The 24,526-nt window shown below is 66.6% G+C and carries 30 protein-coding genes; 17 read left to right on the forward strand and 13 right to left on the reverse strand.

Features of this window, described 5'->3' with window-relative positions; genetic code table 11:
• The 12 genes from AC1RJ9_RS24005 to AC1RJ9_RS24060 are packed head-to-tail and all read left to right on the forward strand — an operon-like array spanning position 1 to position 10,303.
• Complete coding sequence (locus tag AC1RJ9_RS24005; RefSeq protein WP_492840567.1) at positions 1–399, forward strand: ribbon-helix-helix domain-containing protein; 399 nt, start codon at positions 1–3, stop codon at positions 397–399.
• A complete protein-coding gene (gene trbB, locus AC1RJ9_RS24010; protein WP_492840565.1) occupies positions 396–1,400 on the forward strand; it encodes a P-type conjugative transfer ATPase TrbB in 1,005 nt (334 codons plus the stop codon). Before AC1RJ9_RS24005 ends, trbB begins: the two co-directional genes overlap by 4 nt.
• Positions 1,400–1,747 (forward strand): TrbC/VirB2 family type IV secretion system protein, encoded by a 348-nt coding sequence (locus AC1RJ9_RS24015; RefSeq protein ID WP_062093391.1) that lies wholly within the window; start codon positions 1,400–1,402, stop codon positions 1,745–1,747. The genes trbB and AC1RJ9_RS24015 overlap by 1 nt, the downstream gene beginning before the upstream one ends.
• Positions 1,744–2,028, forward strand: a complete 285-nt coding sequence (locus AC1RJ9_RS24020) for a VirB3 family type IV secretion system protein (protein WP_492840562.1) — start codon at positions 1,744–1,746, stop codon at positions 2,026–2,028. The genes AC1RJ9_RS24015 and AC1RJ9_RS24020 overlap by 4 nt, the downstream gene beginning before the upstream one ends.
• Complete coding sequence (gene trbE, locus AC1RJ9_RS24025) at positions 2,022–4,463, forward strand: conjugal transfer protein TrbE (protein ID WP_492840560.1); 2,442 nt, start codon at positions 2,022–2,024, stop codon at positions 4,461–4,463. Before AC1RJ9_RS24020 ends, trbE begins: the two co-directional genes overlap by 7 nt.
• Positions 4,460–5,230, forward strand: coding sequence for a P-type conjugative transfer protein TrbJ (trbJ, locus tag AC1RJ9_RS24030; protein ID WP_062093990.1), 771 nt, complete (start codon positions 4,460–4,462; stop codon positions 5,228–5,230). Before trbE ends, trbJ begins: the two co-directional genes overlap by 4 nt.
• Before the next feature lie 58 nt (positions 5,231–5,288).
• The gene (gene trbL, locus AC1RJ9_RS24035; RefSeq protein WP_255357738.1) at positions 5,289–6,626 is read left to right on the forward strand and encodes a P-type conjugative transfer protein TrbL; all 1,338 of its coding nucleotides are present in this window, start codon (positions 5,289–5,291) and stop codon (positions 6,624–6,626) included.
• Between the two features lie 3 nt (positions 6,627–6,629).
• Positions 6,630–7,403, forward strand: coding sequence for a conjugal transfer protein TrbF (gene trbF / locus AC1RJ9_RS24040; protein WP_062093989.1), 774 nt, complete (start codon positions 6,630–6,632; stop codon positions 7,401–7,403).
• Entirely contained in the window at positions 7,400–8,383 is a 984-nt protein-coding gene (gene trbG / locus AC1RJ9_RS24045) for a P-type conjugative transfer protein TrbG (RefSeq protein ID WP_062093988.1), read from the forward strand. Before trbF ends, trbG begins: the two co-directional genes overlap by 4 nt.
• A complete protein-coding gene (locus AC1RJ9_RS24050) occupies positions 8,380–9,636 on the forward strand; it encodes a TraB/TrbI/VirB10 family type IV secretion system protein (protein ID WP_062093987.1) in 1,257 nt (418 codons plus the stop codon). Before trbG ends, AC1RJ9_RS24050 begins: the two co-directional genes overlap by 4 nt.
• A gap of 11 nt (positions 9,637–9,647) precedes the next feature.
• Complete coding sequence (locus tag AC1RJ9_RS24055) at positions 9,648–9,926, forward strand: DUF2274 domain-containing protein (RefSeq protein WP_062093986.1); 279 nt, start codon at positions 9,648–9,650, stop codon at positions 9,924–9,926.
• Positions 9,923–10,303: a DUF736 domain-containing protein gene (locus AC1RJ9_RS24060; RefSeq protein WP_062093985.1), complete on the forward strand. Its 381-nt coding sequence runs from the start codon at positions 9,923–9,925 to the stop codon at positions 10,301–10,303. The genes AC1RJ9_RS24055 and AC1RJ9_RS24060 overlap by 4 nt, the downstream gene beginning before the upstream one ends.
• On the opposite strand, the gene AC1RJ9_RS24065 is transcribed toward AC1RJ9_RS24060, so the two are convergent.
• The 6 genes from AC1RJ9_RS24065 to sfsA all read right to left on the reverse strand — a co-directional run bounded on the left by AC1RJ9_RS24065 (position 10,286) and on the right by sfsA (position 14,768).
• Positions 10,286–11,527: a tyrosine-type recombinase/integrase gene (locus AC1RJ9_RS24065; RefSeq protein ID WP_062093984.1), complete on the reverse strand. Its 1,242-nt coding sequence runs from the start codon at positions 11,525–11,527 to the stop codon at positions 10,286–10,288. The genes AC1RJ9_RS24060 and AC1RJ9_RS24065 overlap by 18 nt on opposite strands.
• Before the next feature lie 146 nt (positions 11,528–11,673).
• The gene (locus tag AC1RJ9_RS24070; protein ID WP_492840555.1) at positions 11,674–12,318 is read right to left on the reverse strand and encodes a JAB domain-containing protein; all 645 of its coding nucleotides are present in this window, start codon (positions 12,316–12,318) and stop codon (positions 11,674–11,676) included.
• An 11-nt stretch (positions 12,319–12,329) separates the two neighbouring features.
• Positions 12,330–12,596 carry a hypothetical protein gene (locus AC1RJ9_RS24075; protein ID WP_492840553.1) on the reverse strand — a complete coding sequence of 89 codons (267 nt, stop codon included), beginning with the start codon at positions 12,594–12,596 and terminating at the stop codon, positions 12,330–12,332.
• Between the two features lie 60 nt (positions 12,597–12,656).
• A complete protein-coding gene (gene map, locus AC1RJ9_RS24080) occupies positions 12,657–13,487 on the reverse strand; it encodes a type I methionyl aminopeptidase (RefSeq protein ID WP_492840551.1) in 831 nt (276 codons plus the stop codon).
• A 114-nt stretch (positions 13,488–13,601) separates the two neighbouring features.
• Entirely contained in the window at positions 13,602–13,991 is a 390-nt protein-coding gene (locus AC1RJ9_RS24085; RefSeq protein WP_492840549.1) for a hypothetical protein, read from the reverse strand.
• A gap of 57 nt (positions 13,992–14,048) precedes the next feature.
• Positions 14,049–14,768, reverse strand: a complete 720-nt coding sequence (gene sfsA, locus AC1RJ9_RS24090) for a DNA/RNA nuclease SfsA (RefSeq protein WP_492840547.1) — start codon at positions 14,766–14,768, stop codon at positions 14,049–14,051.
• A 52-nt stretch (positions 14,769–14,820) separates the two neighbouring features.
• Here sfsA and AC1RJ9_RS24095 point away from each other — a divergent pair, with 52 nt between their 5' ends.
• Positions 14,821–15,600 (forward strand): competence/damage-inducible protein A, encoded by a 780-nt coding sequence (locus AC1RJ9_RS24095; RefSeq protein WP_492840545.1) that lies wholly within the window; start codon positions 14,821–14,823, stop codon positions 15,598–15,600.
• A gap of 18 nt (positions 15,601–15,618) precedes the next feature.
• Here the strand turns inward: AC1RJ9_RS24095 and AC1RJ9_RS24100 are convergent, their stop codons facing one another.
• Entirely contained in the window at positions 15,619–16,017 is a 399-nt protein-coding gene (locus AC1RJ9_RS24100) for a helix-turn-helix domain-containing protein (RefSeq protein ID WP_492840543.1), read from the reverse strand.
• A 705-nt stretch (positions 16,018–16,722) separates the two neighbouring features.
• On the opposite strand from AC1RJ9_RS24100, the gene AC1RJ9_RS24105 reads away from it, so the two are divergent.
• The 3 genes from AC1RJ9_RS24105 to AC1RJ9_RS24115 all read left to right on the forward strand — a co-directional run bounded on the left by AC1RJ9_RS24105 (position 16,723) and on the right by AC1RJ9_RS24115 (position 18,472).
• Positions 16,723–17,637: a hypothetical protein gene (locus AC1RJ9_RS24105; RefSeq protein ID WP_492840541.1), complete on the forward strand. Its 915-nt coding sequence runs from the start codon at positions 16,723–16,725 to the stop codon at positions 17,635–17,637.
• A complete protein-coding gene (locus tag AC1RJ9_RS24110) occupies positions 17,628–17,972 on the forward strand; it encodes a hypothetical protein (RefSeq protein ID WP_492840539.1) in 345 nt (114 codons plus the stop codon). Before AC1RJ9_RS24105 ends, AC1RJ9_RS24110 begins: the two co-directional genes overlap by 10 nt.
• A gap of 152 nt (positions 17,973–18,124) precedes the next feature.
• Positions 18,125–18,472 (forward strand): hypothetical protein, encoded by a 348-nt coding sequence (locus AC1RJ9_RS24115; protein ID WP_492840537.1) that lies wholly within the window; start codon positions 18,125–18,127, stop codon positions 18,470–18,472.
• A gap of 45 nt (positions 18,473–18,517) precedes the next feature.
• On the opposite strand, the gene AC1RJ9_RS24120 is transcribed toward AC1RJ9_RS24115, so the two are convergent.
• The 4 genes from AC1RJ9_RS24120 to AC1RJ9_RS24135 form a co-directional block, all read right to left on the reverse strand.
• The gene (locus tag AC1RJ9_RS24120) at positions 18,518–19,432 is read right to left on the reverse strand and encodes a HEPN domain-containing protein (protein ID WP_492840535.1); all 915 of its coding nucleotides are present in this window, start codon (positions 19,430–19,432) and stop codon (positions 18,518–18,520) included.
• Between the two features lie 53 nt (positions 19,433–19,485).
• The gene (locus AC1RJ9_RS24125) at positions 19,486–19,719 is read right to left on the reverse strand and encodes a sigma factor-like helix-turn-helix DNA-binding protein (protein ID WP_492853314.1); all 234 of its coding nucleotides are present in this window, start codon (positions 19,717–19,719) and stop codon (positions 19,486–19,488) included.
• Between the two features lie 71 nt (positions 19,720–19,790).
• Positions 19,791–20,261 carry a HEPN domain-containing protein gene (locus tag AC1RJ9_RS24130; protein WP_492840531.1) on the reverse strand — a complete coding sequence of 157 codons (471 nt, stop codon included), beginning with the start codon at positions 20,259–20,261 and terminating at the stop codon, positions 19,791–19,793.
• Positions 20,258–20,752, reverse strand: coding sequence for a hypothetical protein (locus tag AC1RJ9_RS24135; protein WP_492840529.1), 495 nt, complete (start codon positions 20,750–20,752; stop codon positions 20,258–20,260). Before AC1RJ9_RS24135 ends, AC1RJ9_RS24130 begins: the two co-directional genes overlap by 4 nt.
• Positions 20,753–20,947: 195 nt before the next feature.
• Between AC1RJ9_RS24135 and AC1RJ9_RS24140 the strand changes: the two genes are divergently transcribed.
• Entirely contained in the window at positions 20,948–21,091 is a 144-nt protein-coding gene (locus tag AC1RJ9_RS24140; RefSeq protein WP_492840527.1) for a hypothetical protein, read from the forward strand.
• Between the two features lie 11 nt (positions 21,092–21,102).
• Here AC1RJ9_RS24140 and AC1RJ9_RS24145 read toward each other — a convergent pair whose 3' ends face one another.
• Together AC1RJ9_RS24145 and traA are read right to left on the reverse strand one after the other, a co-directional pair.
• Positions 21,103–21,789 carry a DUF6118 family protein gene (locus AC1RJ9_RS24145; protein WP_492840525.1) on the reverse strand — a complete coding sequence of 229 codons (687 nt, stop codon included), beginning with the start codon at positions 21,787–21,789 and terminating at the stop codon, positions 21,103–21,105.
• 7 nt (positions 21,790–21,796) lie between these two features.
• Positions 21,797–24,493, reverse strand: coding sequence for a Ti-type conjugative transfer relaxase TraA (gene traA / locus AC1RJ9_RS24150; RefSeq protein ID WP_492840523.1), 2,697 nt, complete (start codon positions 24,491–24,493; stop codon positions 21,797–21,799).
• Positions 24,494–24,526 lie beyond the last annotated feature (33 nt).

A 24,526-nucleotide genomic window follows, 5' to 3' on the forward strand; every position in this document is an offset into this window, starting at 1 on the left:
GTGAAGCCCCGCCATCACCTCTATCTCGACGACGCCCTGACCGCCGAACTCGATCGGCTGGGAAACAAGCCGGGGACCTCCAAGTCGGCCATCGTCGCCGACGCCCTGCGGGCCTATCTAGGCCGCCGCGCGGCCGGCGAGATCGACGACCTCTTCAAGGTCCGACTCGACCGGATGAGCCGGCAACTCGGCCGCATCGAGCGCGACCAGAAGATCCTGCTCGAAAGCCTGGCGCTGTTTGTCCGCTACCAGCTGACCGTCACCGCGCCGCTGCCGGAATCCGACAAGGCCGCCCAGGCCGTGGGCCGAGAGCGTTTCGCCCGCTTCGTCGACCAGGTCGGCCGTCAGGTCGCCAGCGGCCGCGCGACCCTGGATCAGACCGGGGAGGCGACGCCATGAGCATGGCTGGCGTGGAAACCCTGGACCGGCGCGCGGCGATGCTGCGCACGGCGATGGGACCCGACATCGCCGTGGCCCTCGCCGATCCGGCGGTGGTCGAGGTGATGGTCAATCCCGACGGTGTCCTGAGGCTGGACCGCCTCGGCGAAGGCAGGGTCGATACGGGCGTCAGCCTGGCGGCGGCCGAGGTCGAGCGGATCATCCGGCTGGTCGCCAGCCACGTCCGCGCCGAGGTCCATGCCGGCGCGCCGATCGTCAGCGCCGATCTCCCGCCCCGGGGGGCCGCTCTTTCGGGCGAGCGGTTCGAGGGGGTGCTGCCGCCGATTTCGGCCAGTCCTTGCTTTTCGATCCGCAAGCCGGCCAGCCGCATCCACACCCTGGACGACTACGTCGAGGCCGGCGTGATGGCGCCGGTGCAGGCGCAGATTCTGCGCCAGGCGATCGACGAGCATCTCAACATCCTGATCGCCGGCGCGACGTCGGCGGGCAAGACCACCCTGGCCAATGCGCTCCTGGCCGAAGTCGCCAGGTCGGGCGAGCGGGTCATCCTGCTGCAGGACACCCCGGAACTGCAGTGCGCCGCGCCCGATTGCGTGGCCTTGCGCACCCGGCCCGGCGTCGTCAGCCTGACCGATCTGGTGCGCTCGACCCTGCGCCTACGGCCCGACCGCATCGTGGTTGGAGAGGTGCGTGGTGGCGAGGCGCTGGACCTGCTGAAGGCCTGGAACACCGGCCACCCCGGCGGCCTCTCCACCGTCCATGCCAACTCCGCTCGCTCGGCCCTCTACCGGCTCGAGCAGCTGGTCCAGGAGAGCGTGGTCACCGTACCGCGACGACTGATCGCCGAGGCGGTCGATCTGGTCGTCTTCATCCGGGGCCGGGGAACCGGCCGCCGCGTCGAGACCCTCGCCCGGGTCACCGGTCTCGATCCCTCCGGCGACTACGTCGTCGTCGACCTCGACCCTCCACAGCTCAAAGCCCTCAGACAGGGAGAACCCTGATGTCGTACGTCGCCAAGGCGCGCGCGGTCGCCGACCCGCGCCCGCTCCACCTCACAGCCCTGACTTCGATCCTGATCCTGCTCTGGTCCGCTCAGGCCCAGGCCGCCGGCTCGGGCATGCCCTGGGAAGAGCCGCTGCAGCAGGTGTTGGAGTCGGTCGAAGGGCCCGTCGCCAAGATCGTCGCGGTCCTGGTGATCATCACCACCGGCCTGGCCCTGGCCTTCGGCGAGACCAGCGGCGGCTTTCGCAAGCTGATCCAGATCGTCTTCGGCCTGTCGATCGCCTTCGCCGCCTCCAGCTTCTTCCTGACCTTCTTCTCGTTCGGCGGAGGCGCGTTGATCGCATGAGCGCGCCAGCCACTCCTTCCAGCGGCGATGTCGAGGGTTTCGAAGTCCCGCTCCATCGCGCGCTGACCGCGCCGATCCTCCTGGGCGGTGCGCCGAGGTCCATCGCCATCCTCAACGGCACGTTCGCCGCGGCGCTGGGTCTGGGCTTGCAGCAGTGGATCGCGGGTTTGGTGATCTGGCTCGTCGGCCACAGCCTGGCGGTGTTCGCCGCCAAGCGCGACCCCGACTTCGCCGCCGTCGTCACGCGCCACCTGCGTCAGAAGGGGTGGCTGGCATGCTGAACCTGCGCGAATACCGCGGCCGCGCCGACCGGTTGGCCGACCATCTGCCCTGGGCGGCGCTGGTCGCGCCGGGCGTGGTGCTGAACAAGGACGGTGGCTTCCAGCGCACCTTGAGCTTCCGCGGTCCAGATCTGGAAAGCACCACGGACGCGGGCCTGGTCTCGGTCTGCGCCCGCGCCAACAACGTCCTGCGCCGGCTTGGATCGGGCTGGGCGCTGTTCTTCGACGCCGAGCGTATCCCGGCGCTGGGCTATCCGGACGGGGTCTTCCCCGACGCCGCCTCCTGGCTGGTCGAGGAGGAACGGCGGGCCGACTTCGACGGCCAAAAGGGCGAGCATTTCGAGAGCCTCTGCCATCTGACGCTCTACTTCCTGCCGCCGGTCGATCAGGTGAGCCGCGCCGAGCGGGCCTTGATCGAGCGCGCCGGCCCCGTTCAAGGGCGCGACTGGCGCCAGGAACTGGCGGCCTTCGTCGCCACTACCGACCGCATCCTCGACCTGCTGGCCGGCTTCATGCCGCAGGTCCGCGCGCTCGATGACGGCGAGACCCTGACCTACCTGCACGCGACGATCTCGACGCGCCGCCACCTCGTCGCCGTCCCCGAGATCCCGATGTATCTCGATGGCCTGCTGGTCGACACGCCGCTCACCGGCGGCATCGAGCCGCGCCTGGGCGACCAGCATCTGCGCACCGTGACGGTGCTGGGATTTCCGAACACGACGCGCCCCGGCATCCTCGACGTCCTCAATCACCAGGCGTTCGCCTATCGCTGGACGACGCGGTTCATCTGCCTGGACAAGGCCGACGCCACCAAGGCGCTGACCCGCATCCGCCGGCAGTGGTTCAACAAGCGCAAGTCCGTCGTGCAGATCCTGCGCGAGGTGATCAGCAACGAGCCCGTGCCGCTGACCGACAGCGACGCCGACAACAAGCTGGCGGACGCCGATCTGGCGCTCCAGACCTTGGGCGGCGATCACGTCAGCTTCGGCTATCTGACCACCACCATCACCGTCTCGGACAGCGATCCCTTGGCGGCCGACGAGAAGGTCCGGCTGGTCGAGCGCATCGTCAATGGCTTGGGCTTCACCTGCATCCGTGAGCAGGTCAACGCCGTCGAGGCCTGGCTTGGCTCGTTGCCGGGTCAGGTCTACGCCAACGTCCGCCAGCCGTTGGTCCATAGCCTCAATTTGGCGCACCTGATGCCGCTGTCCTCGGTCTGGGCGGGCCAGGAAGCCAACCGACATCTGGCCGGACCGCCGACCTTCCACGCCTTGACCAGTGGCGCGACGCCTTTCCGCTTCTCGACCCATGTCGACGATGTCGGCCATATGCTCCTGGTCGGCCCCACCGGCGCGGGCAAGTCGGTGGCCTTGGCCTTCCTGGCCCTGCAGTTTCGCCGCTATCCCGGCGCCCAGGTCTATGTCTTCGACAAGCGGTTCTCGGCGCGAGCTGTCACCCTGGCGATGGGCGGCAGGCACTACGGTCTGGCCAGCGACAGCGGCCTGGCGTTCCAGCCCTTGCGTGACATCGACCGTCCCGGCGCGCGGGCCTGGGCCAGCGAATGGCTGGCGGACCTGTTGGCCAACGAGCGCGTCCCGGTCACCCCAGAAATCAAGGACGCGCTGTGGTCGGCGCTGGTCAGCCTTTCGGGCGCGCCGCCCGCCGAACGGACGCTGACCGGGCTTTCGATGCTGCTCCAGTCCAACCCGCTGAAGGCGGCGTTGGCGCCCTACACGCTGGATGGGCCGTTCGGCCGTCTGCTGGACGCGGCCGAGGACGGGTTGTCGGTCGGCGATGTGCTGTGTTTCGAGACCGAAGCGTTGGCCTCGACGCCGTCCGTCGTCGCGCCGGTCCTGACCTATCTCTTCCACCGGCTGGAAGCGCGGTTCGACGGCCGTCCGACCCTGCTCGTGCTCGACGAGGCCTGGAAGTTTCTCGACAACCCGCTCTTCGCGGCGCGCATCCGCGAATGGCTGAAGGAACTGCGCAAGCGCAACGTCAGCGTGGTGTTCGCCACCCAGTCGCTATCGGACATCGCCGACAGCACGATCGCCCCGGCAATCATCGACGGCTGCGCCCAGCGCATCTTCCTGGCCAACGACCGCGCCGCCGAGCCGCTATCGCGCAAGGTCTACCAAGGGTTCGGCCTTAACGACCGCCAGATCGAGCTGATCGCCCGGGCCACGCCCAAGCGCCACTATTACCTGCAATCTCGGCTGGGCAACCGACTGTTCGAGCTTGGTCTGGGGCCCGTCGCCATGGCGCTGTGCGGGGCCTCCGATCCGGTGACCCAGGCCCTGATCGACAAGGTCTTGGCGGAACACGGCGAGGCCGGTTTCGCGGCCGCCTTCCTCACCGCCCGCGGTCTCGATTGGGCCGCTCCCCTGGCCGCGAATTTCGCATCCACCCCCATCGAGAAGGACGCCACGCCATGACCCCGCGTCTCAAATCCCTGCGCCTACGCACCTCCCACCACGCGCGTCTGGTTATCGCCAGCCTCGCCGCCGCCTCGCTAGTGCTGGCGCCGTTGCCGGGCCTCGTCACGCCCGCCGCCGCGCAGTTCACCGTGTTCGACCCGACGAACTACGCTCAGAACCTGCTGACGGCCGCCCGGTCGCTGCAGCAGGTCAACAACCAAATCAGCTCGCTGCAGAACGAGCTGACCATGTTGCAGAACATGGCCCGGAACCTGAAGTCGCTCGACTACACGGCCCTGGCGCCGATCAGGGACGCGCTGCAACAGCTCGACGCCCTAATGGCGCAGGCCAAGGGCATGGCCTTCACCCTGGCCTCGACCGAGGCGGTGCTTGCCGACTCCTATCCGACGACCCTGGATCCCAACGCCACGACCAGCCAACTGCTCGACCGCGCCCGCGCTCAAGCCAGGGCGGCGATGGACGGCTACCGCCAGACCCTGAAGGTGCAGGCCAAGGTCGTCGAGAACGTCCAGGCCGACGCCAGCCTGATCGACCAGCTCGTCCAGCGCAGCCAGGGCGCGGCCGGCGCCCTGGAGGCCCAGCAAGCCGCCAACCAGCTCCAGGCCCTGGCCATCAAGCAGGACCAGCAAATCCAGAGCCTGATGGCCGCTCAGTATCGGGCGCAGGCGCTGGAAAGCGCGCGTCAGGCCCAGGTCCTGGAGGCCGGTAAGCTCGCCGCCCGCCGGTTCATCGGCGAGGCCTCCGCCTATACCCCTCGGCCCTGATCGCCCAGCGACCAGGCAGCGAAAGGCCACGCCCGTGGACCCCGCACCGGACCTCAACATCATCGACCGCTTCATGGCGGCCTTCAGCGCCTACATCGACAGCGGCTTTGGCCTGCTGGGTCCCGATGTCGGGTTCCTGACCACGACCCTGATCGCCATCGACGTCACGCTGGCGGGGCTATGGTGGGCGCTGGAAGGCGACGACAACGTCCTGGGCCGGCTGATCAAGAAGGTGCTCTATGTCGGCGCCTTCGCGTTCATCCTCGGCAACTTCAAGACGCTCAGCGAGATCATCTTCCGGTCGTTCGCGGGCCTTGGCCTGACCGCCGGAGGAGGCGGGGTCAGCGCCGAGGATTTACTGCGGCCGGGCAAGCTGGCCAGCATCGGCTTCACCGCCGCCCACCCCTTGATCGCCAAGGCCAGCGAACTGACCGGCTGGCCCGAAGTCGTCGCCAACGCGGTGACCATCGCGCTGCTCGCCCTGTCCTGGGTGCTGGTGGTCCTGGCGTTCTTCGTGATGGCCATTCAGCTTTTCGTCACGGTGCTGGAGTTCAAGCTGACCAGCCTGGCGGGCTTCGTGCTTGTCCCGTTCGCCTTCTGGAACAAGACCAGCTTCCTGGCCGAGCGCGTGCTGGGCAATGTCATTTCCAGCGGCGTGAAGGTGATGGTGTTGGCGGTGATCGTCGGCATCGGCGCGGGCTTCTTCGACGCCTTCGTCGCCACGCTCGGTCCGGATCCGGATCTCGGCGACGCCATGACCCTAGTGCTCGGCGCCCTGACGCTGGCCGGCCTTTCGATCTTCGGTCCCGGCATCGCTTCAGGCCTGGTGTCCGGCGCTCCACAACTGGGCGCCGGCGCGGCGGTGGGAACGGCGGCCGGCGCGGCCATGCTCGTGGGCGGCGGCGCGATGTTGGGCGCTCGGGCTCTGGGCGCGGCGGGAGCCGGCGGTCTCGCGGCGGTTCGCGCCGGGACCGCGATGGGTTCGGCGGCCAGCGCCGCCTACCAGCTGCGTCAGGCCACATCGGGCGCCAGCAGCGCGGCGGGCGTCGCGTCAGGCCTGAGCGGCGTGGCGCGCGCGGCCGCCGGCGCCGCGAGTCAGCCGTTCCGAGACATGGCTGGCCGCGCCGCCAGCTCGCTTTCCGACAGCGCGCAGCGCGGCCGCGCCGGCGCCTGGCGGGCCACGGGCGGCTCGAGTCCCGTGGCGGGTGCGCCGTCGCCGGCCGCCTCGGGCGCCGAGGCCACCGGCGGGCAGGGCACCGCGCCGCCGGCGTGGGCGCGCCAGCTGCAATCGGCCCAGTCCGCTCATGTCCGCCGCCACGCCGTGTTGCAGACCATCAAGGACGGCGATCGGCCCGGCGGCTCGGCCAACCCCGATCTCAGCAGTAAGGAGGATTAAGCCATGCGCTTTACTCGCACGCCTCAGCGCTACGGCCAGACGCCGGATCCCGTGACGCCCTACCAGAAGGCCGGCCAGCTCTGGGACGAGCGCATCGGCTCGGCCCGCGCCCAGGCGCACAGCTGGCGCCTGGCGTTCTTCGGCAGTCTCGCTCTGGCGTCGATCCTGGCCGGCGGCGCGATCTGGCAGTCGGCTCAAAGCCGTATCGAACCCTATGTGGTCGAAGTCGATCGCCTCGGCCAAGCAAGGGCCGTCGGTCCGGCTGAGCAAGACTATCGGCCGGACGACACCGTCTTGGCCGGCCAGCTGCGCCGGTTCATCACCGATGTCCGGTCCTTATCGACGGATCCGGTCATTGTGCGCCAGCGCTGGCTTGAGGCCTACGACCTGGCGTCTGGGCGCGGCGACGCCTTCTTGGACGCCCACGCGCGCGCCAATGACCCCTTCACCCAGATCGGATCGCGCAGCGTGTCGGTTCAGGTGATCAGCGTGGTCCGCGCCTCGCCCACGTCGTTCCAGGTGAAATGGGAAGAGAGGACATTCGAGCGCGGGAGCTTGGCCAAGTCGGAGCGCTGGACAGCGATCCTGACCCTGGTTCGGCAAAAGCCCAAGACCCGCGCCGAACTCGAGCGCAACCCCCTCGGCCTGTTCGTCGACGCCGTCGATTGGGCGCAGGAGGCCGAGACCCGTCCGGCCGCGGCGCCGGCGCCGACCGCTGCGCCTTCGATGCCTTCCCCGCCCATCGTTGGACCCGTTCAAGGAGACCTTCAGCCATGAATGTCCGGACCCCCATCCTGCTGGCCTGCGCCGCCACGCTCGCCGGCTGCGCCAATGGCAAGACCCCGCCGCCGACCATCGCCTTCGACGCCGCCGACTTCAAACCGGCCCAGGTCGCGGCCGAACCGCCGAAGCCTGTCGAGATCGTTGAGATCCCCAAGCCGCTGCCCCTTCCGGGTCAGCTGCTGCCGGCGCCCAGCACGCGGCCGGAGGCCCAGCCGCCGCGCGCGCGGGTCGAGGCCGCCAATCGCGCCGCGACGCGCGAGCCCAGCGCAGCCGGCTATATCAACGCCGTTCAGGTCTATCCCTGGACCGAGGGCGCGCTCTATCGCCTCTACACCGCTCCAGAACGCGTCAGCGATGTCGTCTTGGAACCTGGCGAGCAACTGACCGCCGTGTCGGCCGGCGACACGGTGCGCTGGGTGATCGGAGACACGACCAGCGGGGACGGGCAGTCCAAGCGGGTGCACGTGCTGATCAAGCCCTTCGCCTCGGGGCTTTCCACGAACATGGTCGTCACGACCGACCGTCGCGCCTATCACCTGGCGCTGGAAAGCACCGACGCCACGGCCATGGCGGCGATTTCCTGGATCTACCCCCAGGACCGACTCCTAGCCTTGCGACGCCTAAACGCGGAAGCCTCAGCAGCGGAACCTGTCGCGGACCACGTCGCGATCGACTCGCTGCACTTCCGGTATGCGATCAGCGGCGACAGCCCAGCATGGCGACCCCTGCGCGCCTGGGACGATGGCTCGAAGGTCTACATCGAGTTCCCCGATCGTCTCGACCAGGGCGAGGCCCCGCCGCTTTTCGTCGTGGGCCCGCTCGGCGACAGCCAACTGGTCAACTATCGCGTCCGAGGTAACCGCTACATCGTCGATCGGCTTTTCGCCGCCGCCGAACTGCGGATGGGCGAGGCGCCTCAGCAAGTCGTCCGGGTTACCCGGACAGACGGCCAGTCCCGGGGAGGCGCGCGATGACCCAGGATCCTGACTCGCCCGGCGGGTCGCCGGAAGCGATGTCGCCGTCTAAGGTGGCGACCGACACCCTGAGTTTGCGCGCGCGGCCGCCACGCGTGGTTCGCTTTCGGCGCGGGCTGATGATCGGAGCTGCGGCCATCGGCGCGATCGGTCTGTCGGGTCTGGCGTGGTTCGCTCTTAGCCCGCGCACCTTTCAGATGACCAAAGCGGCCGACGAGCCGCAGGCCGCGGATCGGGGGACGCCGGCAGAGGTCGTCCGCCAGCTTCCGAGCGACTATGCCCAATCTGGCGCGGCGCCTCGCCTGGGGCCGCCATTGCCCGGCGATCTGGGGCGGGCCGTGATCGACCAGCAGCGCCGTGACAGTTTTGTAGTTAGCAGCGATCGCGCGAACGCTTCATCGGCTCGGCCAACCGCCGCTCAGCAAGCCGTCGAAGCCGAGCGTCAGCGACGGGCTGGTCAAGCCCGTCAAGCTCGCGAGGCGGGCGTCATGGTGCAGGTCGCCAGTCGCACCGACGCGGCGATCGCGCCCGGCGATCTCGTCGGCCCCTCCGCCGTGCCGACGGTGCCGGTCCCGTCGGCGGCCGCGATCCGAGATCCCAACGGCCAAGACCAGAAGGCGGCGTTCATGGAGGCCACTCCGCGCGCCGGCGACGTCTACAATCCGCACCAACTGGAGACGTCGCGCTCGCCCTATCAGCTGATGGCCGGCGGCGTCATAGCCGCCAGCCTGATCACGGGTCTCAATTCCGACCTACCAGGCTTGGTGATCGCGCAGGTCACAGAGAACGTGTTCGACAGCGCCACGGGCCGTTTCTTGCTGATCCCCCAGGGCGCGCGGTTGATCGGCAGCTACGACAGCGTGGTCGCTTTCGGCCAGAGGCGCGCCTTGCTCGTCTGGCAAAGGATCATTCTGCCCGACGGCGCCTCGATCCAGCTGGACAACCTGCCGGCCACGGATGCCGCGGGTTATGCCGGGCTCGCCGACCAAGTGGATTTCCACACCTGGCAGCTTCTCAAGGGCGTCGCGCTCTCGACCTTGCTCGGCGTCGGCACGGAACTGAACCTTGGTGACGGCGAGAGCGATCTGGTTCGCGCCATCCGGCAGTCGACCCAGCAAAGCGCCTCTCAAGCCGGCCAACAGATCGTCGGCAAACAGCTCGACGTTCAACCCACCCTGCGCATCCGGCCCGGCTGGCCGTTACGCGTCATCGTCCACAAGGACCTGATCCTGCGCCCCTGGCGGGCTTTGTAGAGGAGTTCATCATGGCCGATCTGAAGCTAGGCAAGTTGCCCAACCGCACTCCGGTCAAGCTCACGCTCAGCATCATGCCGGACGTCGAAGACGCTCTGGGGGACTACGCGACCATCTACAACACCCGCAACGGCGTCGAGGCCAGCCCGGCGGATCTCGGCGCTTCGATGATCGAGCACTTCCTGCTGAACGATCGAGAGTTCGTCGCCGCCCGAAAGACCTTGCTAGCCGAGCGCCAAGGGCTCGACCCAAGACCGGCCGGTGCAAAGGCGCCGGAGGCGAAGTCATGATCAAGCTGGTCATCGGCAACTTCAAACCATCGCGCGGCGGTGGCTGGGAAGGAGAAGTCCGGACGCTAGTCGCCAACGCCAAGGTGCGGTTCGTTCCGAATGACGATCGAGCCAGCCCCAACGCCCCCGCGTTTCGCGTCATGGTGGGAAGCTCCCGAGTCGGCGACGCCTGGGAAGCCCGCTGGGGCACCGATCGCGCGCGCAGCTTCTTCAGGGTGAGTCTGGACGACCCGTTCTTGCCCGCGCCCGTGTCGGCCGCGCTGTTCCCGGATGAGGACGGCGTCAGCGCACAGTTGGTATGGACGAGGCCGCCGAAGGGCGAAGACAAGGACCAGGCCCCGCGCACGACCGAGCCCCCGTCACACGACCAGTTTTGAACGCTTAGGGTTGATAATACCGCGGACGAAGTTGTCCCATTGCTTCATCGCGGCACGTTTCTCAGGCATGTAGCTCCACCGATCGTACGCTTTCGAACTCACATCCTGGAGCGTGTGGTTCTGAATGCGATCGCGGATTTCCTTTGATAAACCCGCTTTCCCGGCAAGCGTCTTCCAGGTCCGCCGTAGGTCCCGATTGGTCACTATGGGGATGACCTCGCGCTCCCGCTGGCGCCAGATGAAGCTGTAGAGCGTCTGGTGGCTGACAGGTCGGCTAGGGTCCATCGCCGAGGGAAAGAGCCAGCCGTAACTGTTCGGCTTAATCGCGTCCAAGAGTTCAGCCGCAACATTGGGTACGGGAATAGCGTGTGGCTTGCCATTCTTGGTCTTCGACCAATCGAGGATCCTTTCCTTGGCGTCCCATTGGTCGACGTGTAGGCGCGCGATCTCGTCGACGCGCTGACCTGTCAACATGATCAGGCGAACTGCACGCGTGTACGGCGGGTGCACCGGCGTGTCCGGGCATTCCAGCCAACGATAGAGGCGACGGAACTCCTCTTCGTCGAGCCATCGGTTGCTGGGAACATAAGGCTCAGTTGGAATGCTGGCGGCAGGATTATGCACTAGACCGAAGCGCCGCGGCGTTGTGCTTCGGTAGTCGTGTTCTGACTTGAGGCCCCAACTGAACGCCGACCGGATATATCCTCTGACGTGGTCGGCCATCGAACGGGCCCCACGATCATATATCGGACGGATGACATCGACGATCTCGACCGGCGTGATGTCGCGCGCGGGGCGATGGCGGCCCAGCGTGTCAGCAATCTTGTTCAATCCCTTTTCCGTCTCCTTCCAAGATGCCTTCCCCGATGACTTAAGGTGGCCCGTATAGGCCTCGAAGAGGTCAGCGACGGTGCCGGCGCGCGTGTCGCCCACCACTTTGATGCTGCGTCCTTTTTGGATGCTGTCGGCAAAGTCACGCTCGTAGACCTCCCTGGCTTCGCGCAGAGACATCGACGGATAAGTGCCGATCTTTCGCCGAGTACGCCTGCCATCGCGCCACTGTTGCGCCATCCAATCGGCGGTGACGCGAGTTGGCATCGGCCTAATCATGATGATCAACCGGCCGGTGCCACGCCCCTCTCCATCAGCCAGCGCGACCGCCTTCTGGGACTGTTCAACTTCCTTGAGCGCGCGACGGAGCGCGCCGTCTGTGAGGCTCGGCATGAGACTCTCCCGATGGCTGGTAAGTCGGGTGTCGTCGCCACTTACTGGGGTCGGTAATTGGTGGCGTAAGCGACTGGATCAACCCTTCTTAACGGCCTCAGCATGCCGAATTCTGACGGCTCTGAAAAGCAAAATATGTAGCAAAATCAACGTGGTTGTATGGGGGTGCGCGTGACCGAAAAATCGCGAGTGGGATGGTTGTGCAGGATGATGATGTTGCTGGACGACAGCTCCAGCGCTCGCCGCATGACCTCGCGCGGATAGACGGGCGCGTGGTCGACCGTGCCCCGGTTCATCACCTCGTCGGCGATCAGTTGGTTCTTCTTGTCCAGGAAAAGCACGCGGAACTGTTCGCGCGACTCATTGGCCAGGGCGACTCGGACATAGCCGAGCAGGGCGCTCCAGGAGCTGATCACCGGCCGTTTGACGATCTTGTCCCGCCCGGCTCGCAGCGTGGCCTCGTGCAGCAGCTTGAGATCCATGGCCGCCGTCTCGCCGATGCCCGGCACGGTGGCCAGCTCCTCGATCGTGGCGCCCAAAACGCCGCCCAGCGAGCCGAATCGGGCCAGCAGGCTTTTGGCCAGCGGTTTGACGTCGCCGCGCGGATAGGTGCGGAAGAGATAGAGCTCCAAGAGCTCGTAGTCGGGCAGGGCGACGAAGCCGCCCGCCTTGGCCCGCTGGCGCAGCCGCTCGCGATGGCCGGCGTGATGGGCGTGGGCGGACTTGCGGGCCGGCTTCTCCGGCGCGACCGGCTCAGGATCCGAGATGCTGAGCGACACCGCCTGGACCATGCGCTCGCCGCTTAGCTGTCGAGAACCAGGGCGGGCTGACGGTGCGCCCGCCGTTCTTCCGCGAGGCGACGCAGCCGGCGATCCTCCGCGAAGGGGATGAAGACCGCCACGACCAGGACGGGCACGGCGATCGCCGCGTACCACAGGAAGCCCGAGACCGAGATGACGCCGTCATGCAGCCGGAAGGCCCGCAGGACCAGCCAGGAACCGACCACGAAGGGCGTGTAGCCCCAGCACATGAAGCGCTGAAATCGTCTGCGTCTCTCAAGCTCGGTCATGGACTGAGCTTTGCGAACTTCGCAAAGATTGTCTATCGCAATAATGCGCCCATAGCGCGATCAGGCGCCCAGGATCGGCGGCTGGAACAGCCCGGCCGGCGAGGCGGTGAAGATCTCGTAGCCGTCTTCGGTCACGCCGATCGAGTGCTCGCACTGGGCCGACAGCGACTTGTCGCGGGTCACGGCGGTCCAGCCGTCGTTCAGCACCTTCACGGCCGGCTTGCCCAGGTTCACCATCGGCTCGACGGTGAAGAACATGCCGGGCTTCAGCACCGCGCCCTGGCCCGGACGGCCGAAGTGCAGGATGTTCGGGGCGTCGTGGAAGACGCGACCCAGGCCGTGGCCGCAGAAGTCGCGGACGACCGAGCAGCGCTGGGCCTCGACATAGCTTTGGATGGCGTTGCCGATGTCGCCGAGCGTCGCGCCGGGCTTCACGGCCTCGAGACCGCGCTTCATGCCCTCATAGGTGATCTCGACCAGGCGACGGGCGCGCGGGCCCACCTCGCCGACGCCGTACATGCGCGAGGTGTCGCCGTGCCAGCCGTCGACGATGACGGTGACGTCGATATTGACGATGTCGCCTTCCTTCAGGTTCCACTCGCCCGGAATGCCATGGCAGACCACGTGGTTGCGCGAGATGCAGACCGTCTTGGGATAGCCGCGATAGTACAGGCAGGCCGGCAGGGCGCCGTGATCCAGGATGAACTCGCGGGCCAGTCGGTCCAGTTCGTCGGACGACACGCCCGGCTGCACGTGCGGGATCAGCATGTCGAGGCACTCGGCGGCCAGCTTGCCGGCCTTGCGCATGCCCTCGAAGTCCGCGGCCGTGTGGATCTTGATCTGGCCCGTGCGGGTTTCGGCTTCGATCTCGAGGGTGTCGTCTAGGGTCATGCTCTACTCGGGCGTCGCCGCCGCGTTGCGGGCGGCGATCTGGTCGGCGGAAGGGGCGTATCTGCCCATTCTAGCACGGATTTCAACCCCAAGCCCGCCTTCAATGGCCCCCCTTCACTGAGGATTGATCCGTCGCACCGTGTCGGTCGCCGGGCGGATCTCCTTGACGAAGGCCGCGTCCAGGGTCGTGGGCCTGTCGCGGCGCACGTGGCAGACGCCCTTGTAACGCGTCACCCGGCCGGTCTCCTTCTCGGTCAGGTCCGCCGTGAACTTGACGTCCCATTCGCCAGGCTTGCCCGTCGAGACGGGGTCCATGTCGTTGGAGGCGACGCCAGAGATCGTCTTGAGGCCGAAGCGATCCTCCAGCTTTCCGGTGCAGGCCTTGAAGGCGAAGATCGCCCGCAGACCCGTCATCATGCCGCTCTCGGACTTGCCGGGCTCGCTGGGTCCGCACCCACACAGGGCGAGCGTCAGGGCGGCCGCGGCCAGGACATTCGTCTTCATGCGATCCCCTCAGTTCGCGCGCCCGGAATGGGTAGCGAAATGCGAGCGGATTGCAGCTTAAATCGCTGTTAGGTGAGCGTTGGTCCACAGGATCCGGCGGTCGATCCGCACGGCCTCCGTGCTCATGGCGCAGGCGTAGACCAGCACCTCCACGCCGGCCCTGGCCGCGGCGTCCAGGCCCGCCGCGAACTTCGGGTCGAGGTCGGCGCAGGCCTGGAAGGTCTGGCAGTCCTCGCGCTGGACGACGAACAGCACCACGGCGCGGCAGCCCCCGGCGACCTGGGCGGCGAGGTCGGACAGATGGCGGGTCGAGCGTTCGGCCTTGCAGTCGGGGAACTCGGCCAGGCCCGGCGAACGGCTGAAGTGACAGTTCTTGACCTCCAGCCAGCAGGGCGGGCGGTCCTCGTGGGTGAGCAGGAAGTCGACGCGGCTGGCCTGGGCGTATTTCACCTCGGGGCGGATGGTCGCGTAGCCGGTCAGTTCGGGGATGGCGCCATTGGCCAGCGCCTCGGCGACCAGCCTGTTCGGCAGCAGGGTGCTGATCCCGACCAGCGCATGGTCCTGTTCGACGCATTGCAGGGTCCAGGCCAGCTTTCGCTTGGGATCGTCCGACCACGACACCCAGGCGCCCTGGCCCGGCTCCCTGACGCCCAGCATGGCGCCGGGATTGGGGCAGTGGGCGGTGATCTCGCGGCCGTCGTCCAGCACCAGGTCCGCGAAGAAGCGCTTGTAGCGGCTGACCAGCCGACCATGAACGAGCGGTTGCGGGAGCAGCATGCGGAGCCTAAGTCGAAACGGTAGGAACGAAGCGACATAGGGGATCGAGCGGATGACGGCTACCCAAACGGGAACGGGCGAACGCGTGACGGCCGCCGTGATGATCATCGGCGACGAGATCCTCTCGGGCCGGACCCAGGACGTGAACCTGTCGGCCATCGCCAAGTACCTGGCCACCTACGGCGTCGACCTCTGCGAGGCCCGCGTGGTCCCGGACATCGAGGGCGAGATCATCGACGCGGTCAACGCGCTGCGGACCCGCTACGACTACGTCATCACCACCGGCGGCATTGGTCCGACCCACGACGACATCACCGCCGATTCGATCGCCAAGGCGTTCGGGGTGACGGCCCCCGAGCATCCGGAGATCATGGCCATGCTGCGCGAGCGCTGGGGCGAGCCTAACGCCGCCCGCCGCCGCATGGCGCACGTGCCCGAGGGCGGCAGCCTGGTGAAGAACCCGGTGCAGGGCCCCCCGGGCTTCCAGAAGGGCAATGTCTTCGTGCTGGCGGGCGTGCCGGCGATCATGCGCGGCATGCTGGAGGACGTCGGGCCGCGCCTGCGCACGGGCGCCGTCGTGCTGGCCAAGACGGTGCGGGTGACCGGCACGGGCGAGGGCGCGATCGCCGCGCCGCTGGAAGCGGTGGCCAAGGCCCATCCGGACATGTCGCTGGGCAGCTACCCGTTCTTCAGCCCGCCGGACATCTACGGCGCCAATCTCGTCCTGCGCGGTCGCGACGCCGCCGAGCTGGACGTGGCGGTCGCCGAACTGATCGCCGCCCTGACCGAGGCCGGGGCTCAGAATATCGAGCTGCTGGCGGATCCGGCCTAGAAGGCGTCTGGGGAGCGCCTATTCCTCGCCGGCGATGGCCTTGGCCAGGTCCACCAGATGCTTGCGCATGCCCGTCGACGGGATCGCCAAATACGAGCGCGCCAGGTCCGGGCCGCCAGGCTGCGACCAGAACGCGGCCATCTCGTTGGCCAGGTCGGCGGCGGTGGTGTCGGCCTCTTCGGGATCGTCCAGGCCTTCGAAGAAGAAGCCGATCGGCGTCTTCAGGAACATGGCCGTGGCGTGCAGCTTGCTGGCGCTGATCCGGTTGGACCCGCCCTCGTACTTCTGCACCTGCTGGAAGGTCAGGCCCAGGGCGTCGGCCAGCGACTGCTGGGAATAGCCGAGATCCTTGCGACGCATACGCAGGCGACGGCCGACGTGGATGTCGACGGGATCAGGGGTCTTGTCTTCAGCCATGCTCACAAACTCGGACGCGACGGTGGGGAGGAAATGACTCATCGAGTGGCGATACGCGAAAGCCTCCGTGATCTTGAGCGGAGTCGAGATCCCAAGAAACGTATAATCTATGCGGTTCGTCGTATTCACGCAGGGCGGGCAAGCCCTTCCGACGTACGCCTTTCGGTCACATCGCGCGGCGCGGGTTTCTCGCCCGGACCTCAACCGGCCAGAGGGCGGGATGGTTGGCGATGGTAGGGACGGTGGGACTCGAACCCACACGGATTGCTCCAACGGATTTTAAGTCCGGTTACATCGTTGATTTTATTGGGAAAAAGCCGATTGTGCTAGAAAAATGTGCTAAGCGCGGCTTTTGCCAATCATAATCGCGCGTTCGGCGCGGACTGTCCAGAGAAGGTAGCGGTAGGCGTCGTCAGACTCGTCGAGGCCGCACTCGACGCTGATAGTCGTCGGACCGTCTCGATGAGTCGCTCCGACTCTTTCCGGCCGAAGCTTCGGTCGCCAATCCGAGCCTGCGACAGAGCATCGTGGGTCGCTCGTTCGCTAACAGTGCACTTGAAGATAACATCAGTGATGTTAATTTCGCACGTGATGTTACGGACGTGGAAAGACAAGTGGGAGCAGCAGCTCGCGGAGAAGGCTGAGGCCTATCTGCGGGAGAGCTTCGGCGCGAGCGTTTGGTTGGTTCGTGCCGAGCCCGCTGGCTTGCCCTTCTTCATAGCCGATCAATACGCCCTCTGGCGCGCCGAGATCTTCGAGCGGTCCTGCGTGCTGATGGCCGTCCGGGCGGCCACGGGCGCGACGGCCGACGAGCTGGCCCGCCACGTTCATGTCGTCCGGGAGCGCAGCAACACCCCGACAGTGGTGTTGGTGTTTGAGACCTTGTCGCCATCGCGGCGCCTGAGCTTGCTGAAGCAGCGGTTGGCGTTCCTGGTGCCGGGGGCGCAGCTCTACATCCCCGAAGCCTTGATGGACCTGCGCGAGCGGGCGCCCAGGGCGCCGGTGCATGACGTCGAGACGTTTTCGCCTACCAGCCAGATGATCGTCATCGGCGCCCTCCTGCGGCGCGAGACCGAAGCGCCCAGCGCAACGGCCCTGGCCACCCGCTATGGCGTGGCCACCATGAGCGTGAGCCGGGCCTTCGACGAACTGCAGGCCGCCGGCCTGGCCGACACCTCGCGCACCGGCAAGCAGAGGGTTCTCAGGTTCGTCAGCCATGGCCTCGATCTTTGGGAGGTCGCCGCGCCGCGTCTGCAATCGCCCGTGCGCAAGGTTCGGACTGTCGGTATCCCCTTTCCCCAGCACTTCCCTGGCCGGGTAGCGGGCGAGAGCGCCCTGTCGCTTTATACCCCGCTGGCGTCGCCACGCGTCCAACGACTTGCCGTCGCCGCCGCCAACTGGCCCCAGCTGGTCCGCGACCACGGCCTGATCGCGCGCGAGCCGGGAGACCCGGCCGGCGACGAGGTCGAGACCTGGAGCTACGACCCGGCGGCGCTGGCCGATCGCACCGACCGCAATGTAGTCGACCGCCTCTCCTTATACCTGAGCACGCGCGACCACCCCGACGAACGTGTCGCCCAAGCCGCCGAGCAGCTCCTAGAGGACATGTCGTGGTCGTAGGCCTGAAGTGTTGGCGCGAGCACTTCGCCGACTATGCCGACCGCTACGTATTGGTCGGCGGCGTGGCGTGCGAGCAGGTGATGGAGGAGGTCGGTCTTACCTTTCGGCTGACCAAGGACTTCGATGTGGTGCTGCTCGTCGAGTTGCTCGACGCGGCCTTCGCCGACGTCTTCTGGGCCTTCATCGAGGCGGGCGGCTATCCGCCGCGTTTTCACACAGCCTCGGTCGAGTGGAGAAATGGGAACCACGCCCGGAAGCGGAAGTGGGTGCCAGCAAGCGCTAAAGGTGGACCTTGCTCAGCCCGATACGGAGCGGCCCAGTCCGACGTTAGCTAGGGGAGAGCGGGAGCCTGCCACTTCGTTTGGCCGGGGTCAGCTCTGGCGCCGACGCTCGCTCTCTTTGGATCGCATCGCTGGCTCGGGGCGGAAGCAATATCCTCGCAACCCTTCAAAACGCCTGCGACGCCAATGATCACAAGTAGTAGTTTTTGCATCAGCTGGCTCCATTGAACGATCCCTGTATTTCTCTGGAATTGCGCGCCGATCGGCGACAATCAACCATTGCCGTAAGAACAGGAGGCAAGATTATGCGCACTCCATCGGCTGATCATTATGATTGGGTATTGGAAAGCATGACGTCTGGGGAACGCGAAGCGCTTGAGGCGCTGATAAACGAAATTGTGGATCGCGAAAACATTTGCAATAACCCCGGCGCGTTGCGAACTCTGGCAGCGGAATATGTGCGATCTGGCCTTTCATGTCGGTCTGCAGAGCGACAAGGCGCTATGGACATTGCGGCAGGCCTCTATGAGCGCGCTAAGCGTTACCTGAACTGATCGTTGCTCTGTCACGTGTCGGCCAGTTCGGTTCCGAAAAGAATGCTAGGTCTCGGCTATCAACAGCGCCAGCCGCTCTCCGCAAACGACCCTGCTCGATCTAAAGAGGTTGTCGGCGCGTTCCTGCAAATGTTCTAGTTCTGCCGTCGTTATCTTGTATGAATCTTGATTGTAGCGCGCGTCGACGTAGGCGCGACTGAGCTTTTCGAACGGCCTTCGCAGAGCGCGGGACTCACGTAGCCAAACCGAAGCCAGCACCGGCGCCTGGGCCTCCGCCAAGCCGCGCAGGAAAGCGATGTTGTGAGAGCGTGGCGCGTAAAAGCCGGTTACCAGCAGCACGGCGAGATATGTCGCTTCCACAGCTTGGTGAATATTGAAGGCGGCTGTTTGGGGCCAGTCCAGATCCTGACCCCTGGTGATTGCATAGCGGGCCAGATGCAGCTTGGTCTTCACCGAGTTTGCCTGGCACTGGAAATACTTCCGCGCGAGGTCCGTGGCCGCGCTCGCAGTAAGCGGCCTGAACCGGCTGAACGCGTGACCGGGGACCTCGTAGAGCAGGATGCCCTGGTCGATGAGCTCGCGGAAGAAATGGACACCCGCCTCCAAGCCGCGGTTCATGGAGGCTAGGTCATTGACCATCAGATTGACGATGCGGCCGATGGAAGGATCGTGCTTGATCCGCTGTTCGGTTTCGTACCAGAAGTTGGCGAGGTCGGTCAGTTTCCCGTCGCTGACCACGACCAGGATGTCGAAGCCCGACAGATAGCCGTTCTCGGGTTCATCCACGAAGTCGCCGCGGGCGTACCTCCCAAACAGGATGATCTTGTGGATCTTTGCGTAGCGGCGCCAGACCGAGCTTCCCCCGGCCGTGGCCGTTTCGAAACCGCGCAGCAGGTGCCCAACGATGGTGGTCAGCTCTTGCTGCTGGCGGTCAGGCAAGTGATCGAGATTCGATTTCATCGCTGAGTTTCAGCCATAGCAATGAGGGCGTGGGGGCACCGGCAATGAGGCCATCATTTCGGTCGCACACGTTCGATGAAGGCGATCGTCTGGCAATAGCTATAGACGGCGCGAGCCAGACGCCTTTCAGCCTCGCAAACCGAAATGCCGAGATACCGCGCGATCGCGGGGTAGTCCTGATCATCCAGACGATGGCGCAGGAACACTTCTCGCGTTAGAGGCTCCAGGCGCAGGGCGGCATACTCACAGACCTGCAAAGCCTCGTTTGTATCGAAACTACCGCCCATCCAGAGACGCCAATACCGCCAACGCCAGCGTTGGGCGCGGTGCATCCACCACGGCCTGCGGAAACGCCACATCACCGAGCGCCCTCCATCAGCGGCGAGGCAGTGTCTCGGGGAATGACGACACGCACCGCCGCGAGCAAGCTGGCGATGGTCTGATGAGCGTCTAGCCAATCGATCGACGCAAGCACGTCGGCCGGCATATCTGGAAGGGTGTGGGTTTTATAGTAGGGGCTGAGCGCGGCCGCGATCTTGGCCAACCCGGGCGGCGCCCCATAGAAGCCGGCGCGCTTGGCGCTCTTCAGGGCTTTGGTGAGGTCATGGCGGACGTGAATGCGGTTCCAGTCGTCGCTGATCCCTCGGTGCAGCAGATAGGCCTTCAGAGCCAGCTCGACGGCGATGGCCATGAAATGGCGCGCGTTGTGGGGGAACAGCGGTAGAAGCTCATCCGTGCCATTGAGGAACCCCTCGGCGTTGCGGATGAACACCCTGCCGAGGTTGCGGTCATTGCGGCGATGCCGCCGATGGAGCGCGTCATTCCTCATGTCGGACGGCTCAACACCTGGAGGTCTCGCACCGCCCGGACGATCAAGTCGTGCGCCTCGGGGTGATCGTCGGGGTAGATCAGCGCAGCGGCGACCGAAAGGTTTGCGATTACCGCCGCCGCACTGGTCGCCCGCCGGGTCGGCAAGGCCTTGAGCAGCACGTCGCTTTCCAGATCCAGGGCTTCGAGCTGCGCGCCTATCTCCTCCAGCCTGCGCGCCTCGGGCAAGTTGCTCCGTCTAGCGGCGGAGAGGTTCTGCCTGTTGCACTTGGCGAACAGCTGGCCTTCGCATCGGCCCCAGGCGCGGCTCAGACGATTGCGTTCGGCCTCGATGGCGAGCCACTTTTCGCTCGCAGCGATAGTGGGATCGCTCTCGGCGGCGCCAGCCTGTCCGGCAAGCACCGGTGTGGCGGAGGCGCCGGCTAAAACAGCGCGTCTCGACATTCCGGGCAGGCGCGCGACCGCACCCCCCGTCTTTCGACGTGAGTCCATGGCGACAACCCTGGCTGCATGTTAGAGGTTTTGTACCACGCGACCAGTCTGAAGTCAAAGAAAAACTACCATATGGCAGAAAATTCTACTTCACCGATCTCGGCTGCTCAAATCCGAGCTGCGCGGTCTTTGATAGACTGGAGCGGTGAGCAACTGGCGAAGGCGTCGGGAGTCTCCCTCCAAACGATATGGCGTATGGAAAAAAGCGATGTCGGCCCTGGCCGTAGCTCATCCGTCAACGTCAACGCCGTGCGGCGGGCGCTGGAAGACGCGGGCGTCGTCTTCATTGATCCAGACGAAGCGGCCGTGCTTGGAGTCGGTGTCCGCCTGAAGGGCTGACTATGCTCGGATCAGTTAGGCCGAATAGCCAGCCTGCAGCTCTGGTTCTTACCGGCCTTGGCCGCCGCTAGCCGGCAGGCCTCCAGCGCTTCCCGATTGTCCCGCTCGAACTGCGACATCTCAACGATCCGAGCCCAATCCTGCGGGCTGACGCCGTGCATCATCTGTCCGCCCGCCGTCCAACGATCCTGCTTCAGCGTGGCCGCCGCCATCCGCTCGGCCACCTGCCAGCGATCGGGCAAGGCGCGCGCGATCGGCCCCGACAGCCCGACCCAAAGGACGATGCCTGCCATCACGCCACCGGCGCCGGCGGCGATCACCCACCTTCGCTGATCCCGTGCCGCACGCGGACGCGGCACGACCTCGCCCAGCGCCCGCACGGCATCGTCCAAACCGCGCTGCGCCCGCGACCAGTCGCCCTGGGCCTCCTGCCGGGCGCGTGTCGCGGCGGCCTGGACCTCTCCCGCCACACGGGCCGGCGTCAGGCTGAGCAACGGCGACTGCGCCAAGGCCTCGAAGCGCTTGTCCACCGCCGCGAGCTGCCCGGCCATCTTCCCCAAGGTCGGACCATAATCGACCGGCTCATGGCGTTCTTCCGCCGCCGCCAAGCCCTCGACGGCCCGCCGCAACAGGGCGACCTCGGTCCTCAGTTGACCAAACGCTTCCTCGGCCGGATCGCCATACGCCTCGTCCGTCACGCCACTTTTACCTTTCCCAACCGCGATCACGGTCCTTGCTGGGCTCGTCGCCGGGGCTTCGCCCGCGATCCTGGTCCATGCCCTTCTTCAAATCCTGGGCTGGCGCGCCGCGCGCCTTGTCGGGCGCCAGCCGCTCCATCTTCATCGCTGCGAGGGTCGGCCCGGTGCGGCCCTGGGCCGCCGCCGTCAGCAGCGCGGGGCTTTTCTCCACCACGCTGGCCAGGTGCTTGGCCGCGCCGGGCCACAGGCCCGCCACGGCCTGAGCGCCGCGCTCCAGGCCTTGCTTCTGGTGCTCCAGCATCGGCAAGCCGGCCTGCCGCATGCGCTGCACATCCATCACCGCCGCCGCGTAGCCGCGAACGGCGCGATGGGCGGCCCTGTCGTCTTTGGCGATGTCGGGGGTCTTGGTCTGCGCCGGCTTCGGATTGAACCCGGCGAACCGGCCGCGTCCGGCGCCATCGGCCGGGCCGTCGATCGACCGCCGCGCCGCGAATGTCTTGGGATAGTCGAGCGCCATCTCCTTGGGCCGATCGCGACCCAAGGTCCTCACGAGGTCGCGCCGTTCGGGGAAGTCCTGGCGGCTGTAGTGCAGCGCGACCCCGTCGCGGTGCCGGCTGAGCGCCACATAGGCCGCGTGCCGGTCCATATGGCCGCTGGCCAGGACATGGGTGCGATCGACGGTGACGCCCTGAGACTTGTGGATGGTGGCCGCGTAGCCGTGATCCAGATCGTTGTAGGTCTTCAGATCGACGCTGATGCGCCGCCCATCGTCGAGCCGCACACCCATGGCGCCCTGGCTGATGGTTTCCACCGTTCCCAGCGTGCCGTTCTTCACGCCCAGCGAGCGCTCGTTGCGCAGGAACATCACCCGGTCCTGGGCGGCGAAGTCACGCATGCCGCGTGTGGTCTTCACGCCATGGTCTGGCCCAAGCTCGCCGTCGGCCTTCATGCGCTCGCGGGCCAGGGCGTTGAGGGCGCCGACGTCTTCGCGGGTATAGGCCAGCATCATCCGCGAGGCCTGCGGATCGGCTTGGCGTTCGCTGGCCCAGCCGTCGATCACGGCGCCCCGCGCCGCGTCCTTGCTGTCATGGCCGTGGACCATGCCGGCCGCCTCATAGGCGGCGAGGGCTTGGTCCGTGCGCCCGGTCGCCAGATGCCGCGTGGCCTGCCGTTGCCAGTCCTCGCGCTGGCGGCGAATCTGGCTGATCTCGGCCGCGCCATGACGCTCGGTGAGAGCGCGGAACGCCGCGCCGGCCTCGATGGCTTGAAGCTGCTCGGCGTCGCCGACCATCACCACCTTGGCTCCAGCCTTCTCGGCGTGGTCCAGAACCCGCTGCATCTGCCGTGAGCCGACGAGGCCCGCCTCATCGATCACCAGCACGTCGCTGGAGGACAGCTGATCGCGACCGCGCGCCCAACTATATTCCAGGCTGGCTAGCGTGCGCGAAGGGATGGCTGATCCGCCCTCCAGGTTCTCGGCGGCGATGCCGGACAACGCCGCGCCCTGGACGCGATAGTCTTGTGCCTCCCAGGCCTCCTTGGCGACGCCGAGCATGGCGCTCTTGCCGCTGCCGGCGTAACCGACGACCAGCGACAGCCGCTCGCGGCCGGTGACGTGGATGAAGGCGTCGCGCTGCTCCTCCGACAACGTCAGCCCGGCCGCCGCGCTCTTGGCCAAGGCGGCGTCCTGCCGGCCGGCGCTGACACCATGGTCACGCCGCTCGGCCAGGGCCTCCGCCGACCGCTCCAGCCGCCGTTCGACGTCGAGCATTTCACGGCTGGTGAACCGCTCGCGGCCCTGGCCGTCACGTCCCAAGGCGACGAGTTCGGGCGAGGTCTTTATCGCGCTTCTGACTTGGTCGAACTGGTCCTTGCCGTCGCTGTGGCGATGGGCGAACCGGGCGAGGTCGTGGTCGGTGAACGTCGCCTGCTGGTGGGTGATCGCCGACAGGGCGATCCTCGGCTCTGCGATAATCCGCTCGCCATTACGCCGGGCGATCTCGCGATGATCCTGAGCGCGCTGCGCGCTCTCCCCGCGATCGTCACGCCGCGAGCCGGCCGGGCCGATCTTGTCCTGTGGCTCCAGGTCGATGCCCTGGTCCTTGAACGAGCGATGATCGATCCGCGCCTCGATCCCCAACTGCGCCAAGCGCTCGTTGACGTGCTCGCTCCAGGCGCCGCGCCAGTGGTTCAAAAGCTCGGTGCTGTTCCAGTCACGGACCTTGGCGCCGAACCGCGCCGCACCGTCTTCATCAACCGCGACCTCGCGCATGGTCAGCATGACGTGGGCGTGCGGCTTGGGGCCGCCGTCTTCGGCGATATCCCAATGCACATTGAGGTCGGCGACCATGCCGCGATCGATGAATTCGCGCTGCACGAAGTCGCGGGCCAGCGATATGCCCTGAGCCTGATCCATCTCGCGCGGAATGGAGAACTCGACTTCGCGCGCGAGCTGGGCGTCCTTGCGCTTTTCGCCGGCCTCGACCGCGTTCCAGAGTTTCGTCTGATCGGGCCACGCCGTGCGGGCCGCCTCGTTGGGCGCCAAGATCTCCGAATGGACGACGCCGGCCTTGTTGGTGAAGTCGTGCGCTCGGTCCAGGCGCTCGTCGTGCAGGCGAGAGGCGGAGCGATACGCGGCGGCGGCCACCGCGCTGGAGCCGTTGGCGCGGCTGATGACCTTGGCTGAGAAGTGATAGATCGCCATCGGCGTTCCTTCAGCTTCAACCCTACGCAACGC

The organism is Caulobacter sp. GW822-FHT07D08, assembly GCF_058798735.1.